13 protein-coding genes, 2 tRNA genes and 1 pseudogene are annotated in these 13,411 nt (G+C 63.6%); 6 read left to right on the top strand and 10 right to left on the bottom strand.

All coding sequences use genetic code 11. From position 1 onward, the window contains the following. Positions 1-55 precede the first annotated feature (55 nt). Positions 56-141 (top strand) — tRNA-Tyr (locus tag BOS5A_RS15035). A gap of 86 nt (positions 142-227) precedes the next feature. On the opposite strand, the gene BOS5A_RS15030 is transcribed toward BOS5A_RS15035, so the two are convergent. Both BOS5A_RS15030 and BOS5A_RS15025 read right to left on the bottom strand, forming a co-directional pair. Then, the gene (locus BOS5A_RS15030) at positions 228-893 is read right to left on the bottom strand and encodes a tyrosine-type recombinase/integrase (protein WP_267903862.1); all 666 of its coding nucleotides are present in this window, start codon (positions 891-893) and stop codon (positions 228-230) included. 70 nt (positions 894-963) lie between these two features. After that, positions 964-1,157 (bottom strand): annotated as a pseudogene (locus BOS5A_RS15025) (IS3 family transposase); the annotation flags it as partial. 391 nt (positions 1,158-1,548) lie between these two features. Here BOS5A_RS15025 and BOS5A_RS15020 point away from each other — a divergent pair. Then, positions 1,549-2,319 (top strand): arginyltransferase, encoded by a 771-nt coding sequence (locus tag BOS5A_RS15020; RefSeq protein ID WP_151955708.1) that lies wholly within the window; start codon positions 1,549-1,551, stop codon positions 2,317-2,319. A 252-nt stretch (positions 2,320-2,571) separates the two neighbouring features. Here BOS5A_RS15020 and lepA read toward each other — a convergent pair whose 3' ends face one another. Next, a complete protein-coding gene (gene lepA / locus BOS5A_RS15015) occupies positions 2,572-4,383 on the bottom strand; it encodes a translation elongation factor 4 (RefSeq protein ID WP_151955707.1) in 1,812 nt (603 codons plus the stop codon). Between the two features lie 187 nt (positions 4,384-4,570). Here lepA and BOS5A_RS15010 point away from each other — a divergent pair, with 187 nt between their 5' ends. Then, positions 4,571-5,353, top strand: a complete 783-nt coding sequence (locus tag BOS5A_RS15010; protein WP_151955706.1) for a CsgG/HfaB family protein — start codon at positions 4,571-4,573, stop codon at positions 5,351-5,353. Between the two features lies 1 nt (position 5,354). On the opposite strand, the gene BOS5A_RS15005 is transcribed toward BOS5A_RS15010, so the two are convergent. The 3 genes from BOS5A_RS15005 to BOS5A_RS14995 are packed head-to-tail and all read right to left on the bottom strand — an operon-like array spanning position 5,355 to position 6,956. Continuing rightward, positions 5,355-5,891, bottom strand: a complete 537-nt coding sequence (locus BOS5A_RS15005; protein ID WP_151955705.1) for an AAA family ATPase — start codon at positions 5,889-5,891, stop codon at positions 5,355-5,357. Next, a complete protein-coding gene (pnuC, locus tag BOS5A_RS15000) occupies positions 5,888-6,481 on the bottom strand; it encodes a nicotinamide riboside transporter PnuC (protein ID WP_151955704.1) in 594 nt (197 codons plus the stop codon). Before pnuC ends, BOS5A_RS15005 begins: the two co-directional genes overlap by 4 nt. A gap of 7 nt (positions 6,482-6,488) precedes the next feature. Next, positions 6,489-6,956, bottom strand: coding sequence for an NUDIX domain-containing protein (locus BOS5A_RS14995; protein ID WP_151955703.1), 468 nt, complete (start codon positions 6,954-6,956; stop codon positions 6,489-6,491). Positions 6,957-7,067: 111 nt separating this feature from the next. Here BOS5A_RS14995 and BOS5A_RS14990 point away from each other — a divergent pair, with 111 nt between their 5' ends. Continuing rightward, complete coding sequence (locus BOS5A_RS14990; protein WP_151955702.1) at positions 7,068-8,378, top strand: FAD-dependent oxidoreductase; 1,311 nt, start codon at positions 7,068-7,070, stop codon at positions 8,376-8,378. Positions 8,379-8,455: 77 nt separating this feature from the next. Further along, positions 8,456-8,532: transfer RNA gene (locus BOS5A_RS14985), tRNA-Pro, on the top strand. A gap of 107 nt (positions 8,533-8,639) precedes the next feature. Here the strand turns inward: BOS5A_RS14985 and ahcY are convergent. Further along, positions 8,640-10,052 (bottom strand): adenosylhomocysteinase, encoded by a 1,413-nt coding sequence (ahcY, locus tag BOS5A_RS14980; protein ID WP_442800531.1) that lies wholly within the window; start codon positions 10,050-10,052, stop codon positions 8,640-8,642. 253 nt (positions 10,053-10,305) lie between these two features. Continuing rightward, positions 10,306-11,061, bottom strand: coding sequence for a hypothetical protein (locus BOS5A_RS14975; RefSeq protein ID WP_151955700.1), 756 nt, complete (start codon positions 11,059-11,061; stop codon positions 10,306-10,308). A gap of 204 nt (positions 11,062-11,265) precedes the next feature. On the opposite strand from BOS5A_RS14975, the gene BOS5A_RS14970 reads away from it, so the two are divergent. Then, the gene (locus BOS5A_RS14970; RefSeq protein ID WP_199857390.1) at positions 11,266-12,084 is read left to right on the top strand and encodes a nucleotidyltransferase domain-containing protein; all 819 of its coding nucleotides are present in this window, start codon (positions 11,266-11,268) and stop codon (positions 12,082-12,084) included. A gap of 581 nt (positions 12,085-12,665) precedes the next feature. On the opposite strand, the gene BOS5A_RS14965 is transcribed toward BOS5A_RS14970, so the two are convergent. Next, complete coding sequence (locus tag BOS5A_RS14965) at positions 12,666-12,812, bottom strand: hypothetical protein (RefSeq protein ID WP_234419359.1); 147 nt, start codon at positions 12,810-12,812, stop codon at positions 12,666-12,668. A 4-nt stretch (positions 12,813-12,816) separates the two neighbouring features. Next, positions 12,817-13,305, bottom strand: coding sequence for a hypothetical protein (locus tag BOS5A_RS14960; RefSeq protein WP_234419357.1), 489 nt, complete (start codon positions 13,303-13,305; stop codon positions 12,817-12,819). Between the last annotated feature and the right edge of the window lie 106 nt (positions 13,306-13,411).

The following is a 13,411-nucleotide window of genomic DNA, read 5'->3' as shown; positions in this document are numbered from 1 at the left end:
GACAGGATGGATCGGCGCGGGCATTGGGCCGCTTCGCTTTTGAAAGCGACCCTGGGGACAGGTGGCCGAGTGGTTAAAGGCAGCAGACTGTAAATCTGCCCGTGCAAGCGTACGCTGGTTCGAATCCAGCCCTGTCCACCATCATCAAATCAACAACTTAGCCGAAAATCAGAAAGACGTTGTCGTTTCTCGAATCTCGCTGTGTGTAAATCGCGTGTAATCGCGTTTTAGCAGGGTTCTAGGTGCGCAACGGCGCGGTCGATGTGGCTTCCGTGGATGTGTGTGTAACGGAGCACCATTCCTAGTGTCTTATGCCCGCTAATTCTTTGGATGGTTGGCAGATCGACGCCAGCCTTTACCAGGCGGGTGATTGCGGTGTGGCGCATAACGTGTGGGGTAATCCTAGCTGGGTCTAGTCCTGCTCGAACCACAGCACGCTTGAATCCCTGCTCCATATCCGGTCGATGGGGCAGCTTCGAAGGCCTTACCGCAGGGAACACCCAACCCGTTTTGTCACTTTCGGATTCACGTTGAACGCGCAGCATGTTCGCCAGCGAGGCCGTGATGGGCTGTTCACGCTCACCCGCCTTCGCTCTTGGAATAAAAATTCGACGGTTCTCAAAATCGATTTGATCATAACGGACCGCTACAATTTCACTGTGTCGCATAGCCGCATTCAAACCAAAGGCGACGAATAGGTGAAGCCGTTGATCGTGGTCCACGCGGGCGGCAGTTTGTAGGGCCTTGGCATCTTCTTCACCAAGGATCGAGATCGGTTTTCTCTGTCCGCCGTCAGCGCCAATGGCACAGATTTGAGGTTGTGATGTAAGGAGGATTTGGGCTTCGTCGTAGTGACGAAGGAACGAAGATGAAGCCCAAATCCTCCAATGCAAAATCGCTGGTGAAGGCCTCTGCCGAGCGGGTGGTGAAGGATATCCGGCGGCAGACCCGCCGCCATTTCTNTAATACAGGCTCTGGGCGATGCCCTCCTTGCGGCACAGCTCGGCGATGCTGTCTTCCCCGCGCAGACCATCCAGCACGATGCGGATCTTGTCCTCGGCCGAGAAATGGCGGCGGGTCTGCCGCCGGATATCCTTCACCACCCGCTCGGCAGAGGCCTTCACCAGCGATTTTGCATTGGAGGATTTGGGCTTCATCTTCGTTCCTTCGTCACTACGACGAAGCCCAAACCCTCCTTACATCACAACCTCAAATCTGTGCCATTGGCGCTGACGGCGGACACGCGTGCCACCTCCCCCCTGGCGAGGGAGGATCAAAAGGATACAGGTGGTCCACCGTCACCCCAGCGAGGCTGGGGTCTCGTCGTAACAAGGAGACCCCAGCCTTCGGCCTGCGGCCGAAGTTCATCCTGAGCGCCTGCCTTGCAGGCAGTCGAAGGTCTGGGGTGACGGGCTGATTCTGGTGCTGGAAAGACTCTCTGCGCCGCGTTACCCTCCGATTGATGGTGAATTGGCTTTTCAGGATCGATCCGGCGATTCATATCGACCGCACGCGCAATCGGGCGCGGCTTGAGGAGGATCGTCGGCGGTGACCGCGCCATTTCGTTTTCCGCGCTTTTTCGTCACCAGCCCGACCCCCTGCCCCTATCTTCCGGGTCGGCAGGAACGGAAAGTCTTTACCGAACTCAACGGCCCCCACGCCGCCGAACTCAACGACGCGCTCAGCCGAATTGGCTTTCGCCGGAGTCAGGCGGTCGCCTATCGTCCCTCCTGTGCCGGCTGCACCGCATGCGTTTCGGTGCGCGTTTTGACCCAGGAATTCCAGCCGAACGCGACGCAGCGAAAGTTGCTGCGACGGCATGAAGATCTGGAAGTCGCCGCCTGCCGCGCATGGGCAACCGACGAGCAGTATCAACTCCTGCGCCGCTATCTGGGCGCACGCCACCCCGGCGGCGGCATGGCGGGTATGGACGAGGGCGACTATGCCGACATGATCGAGCATTCGCCGGTCAATTCGGTCATCGTGGAATATCGCGAACCCGGCGTGAACGGCGCGCAGGGACGGCTCGTCGGCGCGTGCCTGACCGACCGGCAGGCCGACGGACTGTCGATGATCTACAGCTTCTTTACCGCCGATGATGAGGCCCGTGCCGGCATGGGCAATCTCATCATCCTCGACCACATCCTTCGCGCCCGCGCGGCGGGACTGCCCTATGTCTATCTCGGCTATTGGGTGAAGGGATCGGCGCGGATGGCCTACAAGACGCGCTATCGCCCGATGGAAATGCTCGGGCCCAGCGGCTGGTCGCTGATGCCGGAGGACTTGGAGAACCCTGCAAGGGCGGCGGCGGCGCCTTGAAGGCGCTGGATCGCCGGAAGACGCCAAAGACCGGCTGAAGCCATTCCGCTGTCCTACACGCACTTACTGAGCGATAACCGGGACCGCTCTTTCGCATCGTCGATACCGGCTGTCCTACAGCGGCCGCTTTATGCAACGCGCAGGCGCGCGCGCACCCGCGCCTAGGTGTCAACCGTGTCAACCTGCGGCGATTTCACCCTGCGAAATTAAGGCGTTAACGCAGCGCGAATCGACCACCTCGAAAGTCGACGCTCACCCTTCATCGCCCATCCGCAGCGCCGCGATGAACGCCTCCTGCGGGATGCTCACGCTCCCATACTCCCGCATCTTCGCCTTGCCCTTCTTCTGCTTGTCGAGCAGCTTCCTTTTGCGCGTCGCGTCGCCGCCATAGCATTTCGCCGTCACGTCCTTGCGCATCGCGCTGATCGTCTCCCGCGCAATCACCTTGCCGCCGATCGCTGCCTGGATCGGGATCTTGAACATGTGCCGCGGAATCAGCTCCTTCAGACGCTCGACCATCCCGCGCCCGCGCACCTCCGCAGTGCCGCGGTGGACGATCATGCTGAGCGCATCGACCGGCTCCTCATTAACCAATATGCCCATCTTCACGAGATCGCCTTCGCGATAGCCGATCTGGTGATAGTCGAAGCTCGCATAGCCCTTCGACAGCGACTTCAGCCGGTCGTAGAAATCGAACACCACTTCGTTGAGCGGCAGTTCGTAGGTCACCTGCGCGCGGCCGCCGACATAGGTCAGGTTCTTCTGGATACCGCGCCGGTCCTGGCACAGCTTCAGGATGCTGCCGAGATACTCGTCGGGCACATAGATCGTCGCCTCGATCCACGGCTCTGAAATGCTCTCGATCTTGTTGGGCTCGGGCATGTCGGCCGGGTTGTGCAATTCGATGTGCCCTTGCCCGTGCGTCATTTCGATCTGATAGACCACGCTCGGCGCGGTGGTGATAAGGTCGAGATCATACTCGCGGGTCAGCCGCTCCTGGATGATTTCCAGATGCAGCAGGCCCAGGAACCCGCAGCGGAAGCCGAAGCCAAGCGCGGCCGATGTCTCCATCTCGAACGAAAAGGACGCATCGTTGAGCCGAAGCTTCGAAATGCTCTCGCGCAATTTCTCGAAGTCGTTGGCGTCCACCGGGAACAGTCCGCAGAACACCACCGGCTGGACTTCCTTGAACCCCGGGAGCGCCTCAGCCGCGGGGCGCTTGCTGTCCGTCAAGGTGTCGCCGACCCGCGCCTGCGCCACATCCTTGATCTGCGCTGTGATGAAGCCGATCTCACCCGCCGCCAGCTCGGTCAACTGCTCGATCTTGGGGCGGAAACATCCCACCCGATCGACCAGATGCTGCGTGCCTGCCTGCATGAAGGTCACGTTCTGACCCTTCTTCAACACGCCTTCCATCACGCGCACCAGGATGACGACGCCCAGATACGGATCGTACCAACTGTCGACGAGCATCGCCTTCAACGGTGCGTCGCGGTCGCCCTTGGGCGGCGGAATGCGCTTGACGACCGCCTCCAGGACCTCGGCGATGCCGATCCCCGATTTGGCCGACGCGAGCACCGCCTCCGACGCGTCGAGCCCGATCACATCCTCGATCTCCGCCTTCACCTTGTCGGGATCGGCAGACGGCAGATCGATCTTGTTGATGACGGGCACGATCTCGTGGTCATGCTCGATCGACTGATAGACATTGGCGAGCGTCTGCGCCTCGACCCCCTGCGCCGCGTCCACCACCAGCAGCGCGCCCTCGCACGCCGCGAGGCTGCGGCTCACCTCATAGGCGAAGTCGACATGCCCTGGCGTATCCATGAGGTTCAGCGAATAGGTCTCACCGTCCGACGAAGCGTAGCGCAGTGAGACGGTCTGCGCCTTGATCGTAATCCCGCGCTCTTTCTCGATGTCCATATTGTCGAGCACCTGCTCGGACATCTCGCGGTCGGTCAGCCCGCCGGTCGCCTGGATCAGCCGGTCGGCAAGCGTGGATTTCCCGTGGTCGATATGCGCGATGATCGAGAAATTGCGGATTTGGGCGAGCGGCGTCGTCATGATCCGCGCGCCCTAGCAGCGCCCGCGCCCGCGCGCCACGGTTTCAGCGCTCAGGGTGTGACGGGCCACTACCCCTTATGCGCACAGGATCGACGGCATCCGCCGTGATAAATGCGGCTTGGGAGGTCGCGAACAGATGGGAACGCCGACGCCGAAGGCGCGTGCGTTTCAATGCAACGGGGGTTGTATGACGCGACTGATCGCCGCCGCTGTGGCACTTTCCTCTCTTACGCTTGCTACGCCCGCCACTGCGCAGAGCAAGGGCTCGTCCGCGCATCAGGCGCAGGAGAAGGGCGAGGCGCAGATTCCCGTCTGCACGCGCCGGCTCGGCACGCTGGCGATCGTCGAACCCGATACGCAGTGGTGGCGTGAGTTGAACCTCGGCAGCCCGGAAGCGATCATCAAGATCTTCGTCCAGAAATCCGGCTGCTTTGGCCTCGTCAACCGCGGCCGTGCGATGGCGAACCGCAACATGGAACGCGCGATGGCGGATCAGGGCGAGCTGCAGGCGGGGTCGAACCTCGGCAAGGGGCAGGTGAAGGCGGCGGACTATTTTCTTCAGCCCGACATCGTGACCGCAAACCGCAATTCGGGCGGCGGCGGCGCGGGCGCGGTGCTCGGCGGGATCGGCGGCCTGTTCGGCGGCGCCGGTCGCGCCTTCGGCGCGATTGCGGGCGGCATCAATGTGAAGAAGGGAGAGGCGAAGACGACGCTCAGCCTCGTCAACGCACGCACCACCGAAGAGGAGGCGCTGACCGAGGGCTATGCACGCAAGTCCGACGTCAGCTTCGGCGGAGGCGGTGGCCTCTTCTCCGGCGGCACGTTCGGCGGCGCGGCGGGTGGCGGCTATCAGGACACAGCGATCGGCCAGATCATCGTGCTGAGCTATCTGGACGCCTATACCAAGCTCGTCCGGCAGTTGGGCGGCCTGCCCGACAACGCCGCGAAGGCGGCGCCGCGCGCGCAGTAGATCAGGCGGCGAGCGCGGTTCGTTCAGCATCCTTGATCGCGGCGAGCGCATTGAGGAATCGGCGCGAATCTTTGCCGCCAACCAGCCGCCACGGCACGCCGCGACGCTCAAGCTCTGCCTTCGAAAGATCGAAAAATTGCTGGCGCGCCGCAGGAGTCCCGAACATCCGCGTGCCATCCTCCACCCACGGCAGGTCGATATCGAACAACAGATAAAGATCGGCAGTGTTGTTCCACCGGTCCAGCGCCGCATCGCGGTAGCCGAACAGCATGTCCGCCCAGACTGCGGTCATCAGCGGATCGGTATCGAGAATGATTGGGAAGCGTCCGGTCGAAACCGCGGCGCGCGTCTTCGCGTCATGGCCGTTGGCGATCGCGACAAGGTCCGCCATGGTCAAATCGGTTCCGAACCGCTCGCAATAGGCCCGCCCGAACTCGGCAATGCACACCCCGTCGAAATGGTTGGCGAGCCGCGGCGCCATTTCCGATTTGCCGGTGCTTTCGGGGCCGTGAAGGCAGATGGTGCGAAACACCGTCATGCAGCGGCCTCGCACGCGCCGGCGAAATTATCGCGCCGATTGTCGGCTGCACGCCAGTCCACCAAACCCCACACCGACAGTCCGAGGAAGATCACGTAGAGCACCGCCGTCAACCAAAGGGATTTCGCCGCGTAGAGTCCGATCGCAGCGATGTCGACCGCGATCCACAGCAGCCAGTTCTCAATCTTACGTCGCGCCAGCAGAATTTGTGCAGCGATACTGGCGGCCGCGATGGCCGCATCCCACCAGGGGTAGCTCGCATCGGTCAAGCGGTGCATCATCGACCCCCAAGCGCCCGCCGCGATTGTGATACCCGCCACCCAGGCTACGCGCTCCGCACCACTCATTTGCTCGACGACGATGATGCCCGCATCGGCGCGGGCGCGCGCCCAGCTCCACCAGCCGTAAAGGTTGACCACGAAGAAAAACACCTGAAGCAGCGCATCGCTGTAGAGTTTCGCGTCGCTGAAGATCACCGCGTAGAGGGCGACCATCGCAAGTGCGAACGGATAGTTCCAGATGCTGCGCTTTACGACAAGCGCGACATTCGCGACGCCAAGCAGAAACGCGGTGATTTCGAGCGGGCTCATGCGGCGATCACCATTTGCCCCACCCCGTGCGCCCTTCCATCCATTCCCCGATCCGGCGCGAGGTTGCTGGCGACACGTCATGCGGCAGAGTATCGACCGCGAACCAGGCGACCTCCGCGATCTCCCGCCGGTCCGCAATAACGGGCTGTGCGCCGACGGTGGCGCGGGCGACGAAGACCGCGACGTGATCGTCCTTGCCTTCGCGCAGATTGTGGAAGACGCCTTGGACTCCCTCGATCGTCACGCCCGCCAATCCGGTTTCTTCCGCGATCTCGCGGACCGCTGCATCGGCCGCCGCCTCGCGCTTTTCCACACCGCCGCCCGGCAGATACCATCCGCTCGAATAGGTGTGCCGCACCAGCACGACGCGGCCGGTGCCGTCGTGGACGATCACGCGCACGCCAAGGGTGCGCGGCCGCGTGATCCGCCAGACCATCCGTGCGCCCGTCGCGATCAGCCTGTGTATCGTCGCCATCGAACCGCACGCTACAGGATGCGCTCCGACTTGCCAGCCCGCGGTGAATGCGGGCTTTGCGCCCAGACCCTCCCGCCCTATCCTCCCCTCAACTGTAACGAGAGGGTCGGGATGCGGCATATCGCGGTGATCGGATCGGGTCCGGCGGGCTACTACACCGCGGAGGCTTGCCAGAAGGCATTCGGCGATCAGGCACGCATCGACATCATCGATCGGTTGCCAGTACCCTACGGCCTCATCCGGTCGGGCGTGGCGCCCGATCACCAGTCGATCAAGGCGGTCAGCCGGCGCTACGAAGCGACCGCGCTCAGCGACACTGTGCGCTTCGTCGGCAACGTGACCGTGGGCGAGCATGTGTCGACCGGGGAGCTGCTCCAGCTCTACGACGCGGTGGTCTTGGCGACAGGAGCACCAGCGGACAAGCCGCTCGGCATTCCCGGCGATGCACTGTCTGGCGTCCACGGCTCCGCCGCGTTCGTCGGGTGGTATAATGGCCATCCCGATTTCGCGGGTCTCGCGCCCCGGCTCGACGGCGCCGATGCGGTGATTGTCGGCGCGGGGAACGTCGCGCTCGACGTCGCGCGCATCCTCGCCAAGTCGGCCGACGAATTTCACGGATCGGACATCGTCGGCCACGCGCTCGAAGCGCTTGGCGGTCATGCGATCCGCCGCATCACGATCCTTGCGCGGCGCGGCCCGCATCACATCGCGATGACACCCAAGGAACTCGGCGAACTCGGCTGTCTGGCGCGTGCGACGCCCCGGGTCGATGCCGATGACTTGCCGCCGATCGAAGCCGACGCGGAACTCGATCCCGGCCAGCGCAAGGCGGTCGCGCACCTTCGCGAATTTGCGGCGCCGCACGAAAGCGCGCCAGACGCGATCGCGATCGATTTCGATTTCTTCGCCAGTCCGGTGAGGATCGAAGGCGATGGGCGGTGCGAACGCGTCGTCGTGGAACGCACGCGGCTCGATGCAGACGGCAGCGTGGTCGCGACCGGCGACACCTACGCGATCCCCGCCGATCTCGTCATCTCGTGCATCGGCTATCGCACCCCGCCCATCCCCGGTGTGCCGTATGACGCAAAGCTCGGGCGGTTCGCCAATGAGGACGGGCGGATCGCGCCCGGCCTCTACGCGGTCGGCTGGGCGCGGCGCGGGCCGACTGGGACGATCGGCACCAACCGCCCCGATGGCTTCCTGATCGCCGAACACATCGCCGCCGATCTGCCCGACGCCGGCACAAAGCAAGGCCGGACAGGCCTCGACGCGCTGCTGACCGAGCGCGGCGTCGAGATCGTCACGTTCCGCGACTGGCAAGGTATTGACCAAGCCGAAATCGCCAACGCCCGCGCGGGATCGCCGCGGGAGAAATTCACCCGGATCGAGGCGATGCTGGCTGCGCGAAAAGCCGTCACGTGAGCGCTTGCGCCGCCGACGTTCGCTGATATAAGCCGCGGCCTGCCAGCCCGGCGCCACGCGCCGGCAAGCACCTCGGTCGGGGAATAGCTCAGCCTGGTAGAGCACTGCCTTCGGGAGGCAGGGGCCGGAGGTTCGAATCCTCTTTCCCCGACCAATCGGCGTCTTGCCGAAGACGGCGCCGAGCGCGCCAGCACGACGTTGATCGTTTCCTTACTTTTCAAAGAACTGGGGCGACCGCGTCTCCGCGATCGCCCGGTTGGCTCAGTAGCGATAGTGATCCGGCTTGAACGGACCATCGACCGGCACGCCGATATAGCCGGCCTGCTTCGGGGTCAGCTTCGACAGATGCACGCCCAGCTTTTCGAGGTGGAGCGCCGCGACCTTTTCGTCGAGGTGCTTGGGCAGGACGTAGACTTCGTTCTTGTAGTTCTCGCCCCTGGTCCAGAGCTCGATCTGGGCGAGCGTCTGGTTGGTGAAGCTTGCCGACATCACGAACGACGGATGGCCGGTCGCGCAGCCGAGGTTCACGAGACGCCCCTTGGCCAGCACGATGATCTGCTTGCCGTCCGGGAACTCGACGAGGTCGGTGCCAGGCTTCACCTCGGTCCAGATGTAGTTCGACAGCGCGGCGATCTGGATCTCGCTGTCGAAATGGCCGATGTTGCAGACGATCGCCATCGGCTTCATCGCCTTCATGTGATCGGCGGTGATGACGTCGGCGTTGCCGGTCGCGGTGCAGAAGATGTCGGCGCGGGTCACCGCTTCCTCCATCGTCACGACCTCGAAGCCTTCCATCGCCGCCTGCAGCGCGCAGATCGGATCGACCTCGGTCACCATCACGCGGGCGCCGCCGTTGCGCAGCGACTGCGCCGAGCCCTTGCCGACGTCGCCGAATCCGGCGACGCAGGCGACCTTGCCGGCGAGCATCACGTCGGTCGCGCGGCGGATCGCGTCGACCAGCGATTCCTTGCAGCCGTAGAGATTGTCGAACTTCGACTTGGTGACGCTGTCGTTGACGTTGATCGCGGGGAAGGGCAGCTCGCCCTTCTTGGCGATCTCGTAAAGGCGGTGGACGCCGGTGGTGGTTTCTTCCGACACGCCCTTCAGGTTCTTGACCGTCTGCGTCAGATAGCCGGGCTTCTTCGCGACGAACGCCTTGAGCGCGCGCTGCATCTCGACCTCTTCCTCATTCTCGGGTTCGGGCATGGTGTGGCCGGCTTCGAGCTTGGCGCCCCACAGCGCGAACATCGTCGCGTCGCCGCCGTCGTCCAGGATGATGTTCGCGGTCTGGCCGTCCACATCGCCGTCCCAGCTGAAGATGTCGCCGACATAGTTCCAGTAGTCGGCCAGGCTCTCGCCCTTCACCGCGAAGACGGGGACGCCGGTCGCGGCGATGGCGGCGGCGGCGTGGTCCTGCGTCGAGAAGATGTTGCACGTCGCCCAGCGGACGTCGGCGCCGAGCGCGGTCAGCGTCTCGATCAGCACCGCGGTCTGGATCGTCATGTGGAGCGAGCCGGTGATCCGGGCGCCCTTCAATGGCTGCGATGCGCCGAATTCGCTGCGCAGGCTCATCAGGCCCGGCATCTCGGTTTCGGCGATGTTGATCTCGGCGCGGCCGAAATCGGCGAGGTCTATGTCCTTGATGACATAGTCGTTCGTGGTGCGGTCGAGCACGGTTGCCACGGGGTATTCTCCAGGTTGATTGGGCCGACCAAGGCGCCTTACCGCCGATCGACATGCCCGCGCAGATAGCGGCTCGCAGGCAACAGATCAAATATAAAGATATCTTTATATGTCGAGGGGAAGGCGCAATGCGCCGATGCAGCGGCCGCAGGCACGCTGCATCCCCTCGACCGGCCGGCGGCGCCAAAGCGCCGACCGACGGCTTGGGCTTTGCCCAAGTCGGCCACCCCCAAGTTGACACGCTTTACACCACCCACGGTAGCGTCACCCCTCCCCTTCCCCCAGATGTTGTGCCCCCGCCCGCGGGATCGAGTTCCGCCAGCCGATCGGGCGAAAGCGGCGGCGGCAAGACCCGATCGACCCCTTCCAGCATCGCGGGCCAGAGCTGGGTCAACTCACGCGCGGAGAGGACGGGGTGCGCGGGTTCCGGCTTGTGGGCGAGGAGGAACATCAGCAGCCGGTCGTTGTGGACGGTGCGCGTGCCGACCTGCTCGCCGCGAAACCACACCGGCTCCTCGCGGCCCGAGAGCGCGCGCTCGGTCGCTTCGTCGAGCAGCGCCTGGCGCGCCATCTGGATCGCGGTGTCCCACGCGATCGCGAAGACCGAATGGGGCTCGCGCCGGCGCAGCGCATAGGCGGCCTGGCGCGAGATTCCGACCGCGGCGCAGGCATGGCGCACCGACCCGCTTTCGGCGAGCGCGACGAGGAAGGCGCGCTGGCGATCCACGGTCCAGCCGGGTGCGGCGAGGCGCGGGCGACCGGCGGTGGCGGCGTCGAAGGTGCGGCCCTCCGGCTCTTCGTCGGGATAGCATTGCCGGAACTCGTCGGGCGGCAGCACCGCGCGCGTCGCCTCGCGCATCGCGGCCGCAACGTCGCCGCCCTTCTGGATCGCATCGATGCCCGCGTTGAGCGCTGCGTCGGTCGATCGCGCCAGCCGCGCGTGGCGCGCCATGGCCGCTTCATGCTCCTCGCGCGTCAGCGGCGTGAACCGTCCCCTCAACCGACCCCTCCCCCATGTGTAAACGGGGTGACTATTTATCGCAGAAAGCGCGTGTAGGACACGGCGCGCAAACGCGAAGATTTAGCGAATGCTAAATCGAGCGCCGCGCAACGGCGCGGGCAAGCCCGGCCGGCGGGCGGCGCAGCCGACCCGTCCGACGACGCGGGATTTACTCCCGCGGCGGGGCCTCTAGGCTATGTGCTGATGATGCGCACGATCCCGCCAGAATTCGCTCCAAACACCGTCGCTGAAATCGACGCGACACTTGACGCGATCGTCCGAGACGAAACCGTGCGAATTCCTTGGGCAATCGAGAGCGGGAGCCGCGCCTGGGGTTTCCCATCACCAGACAGCGATTACGATTGCCGTTTCATCTACGTGCGGCGCGAACCTGCATATCTTTCGATTTGGCCGCAGCGGGACGTTATCGAAACGCCACTGATCGGCGATCTCGACGTGAATGGATGGGATTTGGCGAAAGCGCTGCGGCTAATGCTGAAGGGCAACGCAGTCGTTCTAGGGTGGCTACGGTCCCCGCTGATTTATCGTGGCGAGCCAACATTTCGTGACGCCCTGCTCGACCTGGCATCTCGACACGTCGATCGCCAAGCGATCGGTCGCCACTATCTTCACTTAGGCGAGCGGCAGCGCCGCACCTACTTCGGCGACGGCAAGAGCGTGGCGACCAAGAAGCTGTTCTATGCGCTTCGCCCTGCCGCGGCGTTGCGCTGGCTTCGGCTGCATCCTGACGCAGCAATCCCACCGATGCACTTTCCGACGCTGATGGCCGAGTGCGATCCGCCAAGCGACGTCATGGCGATGACGGACGATCTGATCGCTCGCAAGGCACAGACCCGTGAGTTGGGACAGGGACCGCTGCCCAACCTCATCGCGACATTCGTTGCCGATGAGTTTGCGGCTGCGCACGAGGCGTTTGAGGGCCGCGTCACTGCCCCAAGCGCAGCAGCGAAGGTCGAGATTGATTCTTTCTTTCAAACGTCCGTCACGAACGTTGGGCACTGATTTCAGCGGGGACGGGCAGGCCGAAGGGACTGAGCAGCGCCGCGCCAAGGAATGTCATGGCCGTGGTGTGATTGCACGTCGAAGACGTTTCCGGCGCGCGACGGCCGAGCGACAAAGGGTGATTCCATGGGGCGAGGTGGCTACAATGGCGGGTCAACCATCATCGGGCCATGGTCGAGTGGATGGTTCTCCGGTCATCGGCGCGGTGCCGCGAACCGTGAGGCACAGCAGCATGCCCTCGCAGACCGCATCACGCAGGAGAAAGCAGAACGGAAGGCGCGTCTTGCCGTTAAGGCTGAAAGGAAACAAAAGAAGTTAGCCGCGAAGCTAGCGGCAGGTGCTGTGGTCGAGAAGCATCATAAAAAACTGGACGCAAGGCCAAGGACCAAGAAGACGCCGGAGCAAATCGCTCAGCGGTTGAACCGCGCGATGCAGGGTGTCGAAGTAAGGCGGCTCACAAAACGGACATTGCGGCTGAACAGGCCGAAGGATTAATCAAATACGATACAACGTGTCTGCCGATCTGAATGCTCGTCGTCATCCACCCATTGCCAAGATGGATTGCGGGAGAAGTGAGATCATCACCAATTCCCGCCCGCCTCCTCGATCGCCTTCAGCAGCGTGCGCTTGGCGGATGTGCGCCGATTGCCCGCATTTCGGGGCAGCTCCGGATTGCCCAGTTCGGCGCGACGGCGGGCGAGACCACGACCGAACGTTTCCAATGACATGGTATCAGGAGTCTTTGAGCGCTGCGAGGCCATAATCGCCAACCGTTTCTTGGTGAATGCGACATTCCAAATAGGCGAGGTCGAGCCGATCTGAAAGCGCGAACAGCAGCCGTGCCTGCTGAAGCATCTCGGGCGCTGTTCCCGACGCATATTGGCCGAGCCTGTCCGCGATCATGTCTTCGAGCGCAATCACCGCCACGATCCCGTCTTTGCCAAGCGTGAAGATGCGGACGCGCTCGCGATCCGCCGCGCCATCGAGCAGGACGCTCGACACGACCTCGAAACCCAGCTTCAACGCCGGATGCAACATTCCCGTAAAGGTGTGGCCCTTGCCGATCGGTCGCTCGAAACCCAGCGCGACAAGAGCGTCCTCGAATGCGTCCTGCCGGCTCGTCACCACGTCGAAGTCGCCGGTGTTGATGGCGCTGCCGGAGTAGAGCTCGGCTGCGGCGCCGCCGACCAGGATCGGGGCCTCGAATGCCCGCTCCTTCATCGCACCGCTTGCCCGCGCAAACATGCGCAGTGCGGCTTCGAATTCCGATCGCCAGGGTTTCACTCCGCTGCCACAGCCTCCCGCTTTCCCAACAACGGCGCCCGAT

It is taken from the genome of Sphingomonas sp. EC-HK361, assembly GCF_902498785.1.
GTDB lineage: Bacteria > Pseudomonadota > Alphaproteobacteria > Sphingomonadales > Sphingomonadaceae > Sphingomonas.
Note: the sequence above shows the minus strand (reverse complement) of the source record. Positions and strands in the feature narration are given on the sequence as shown.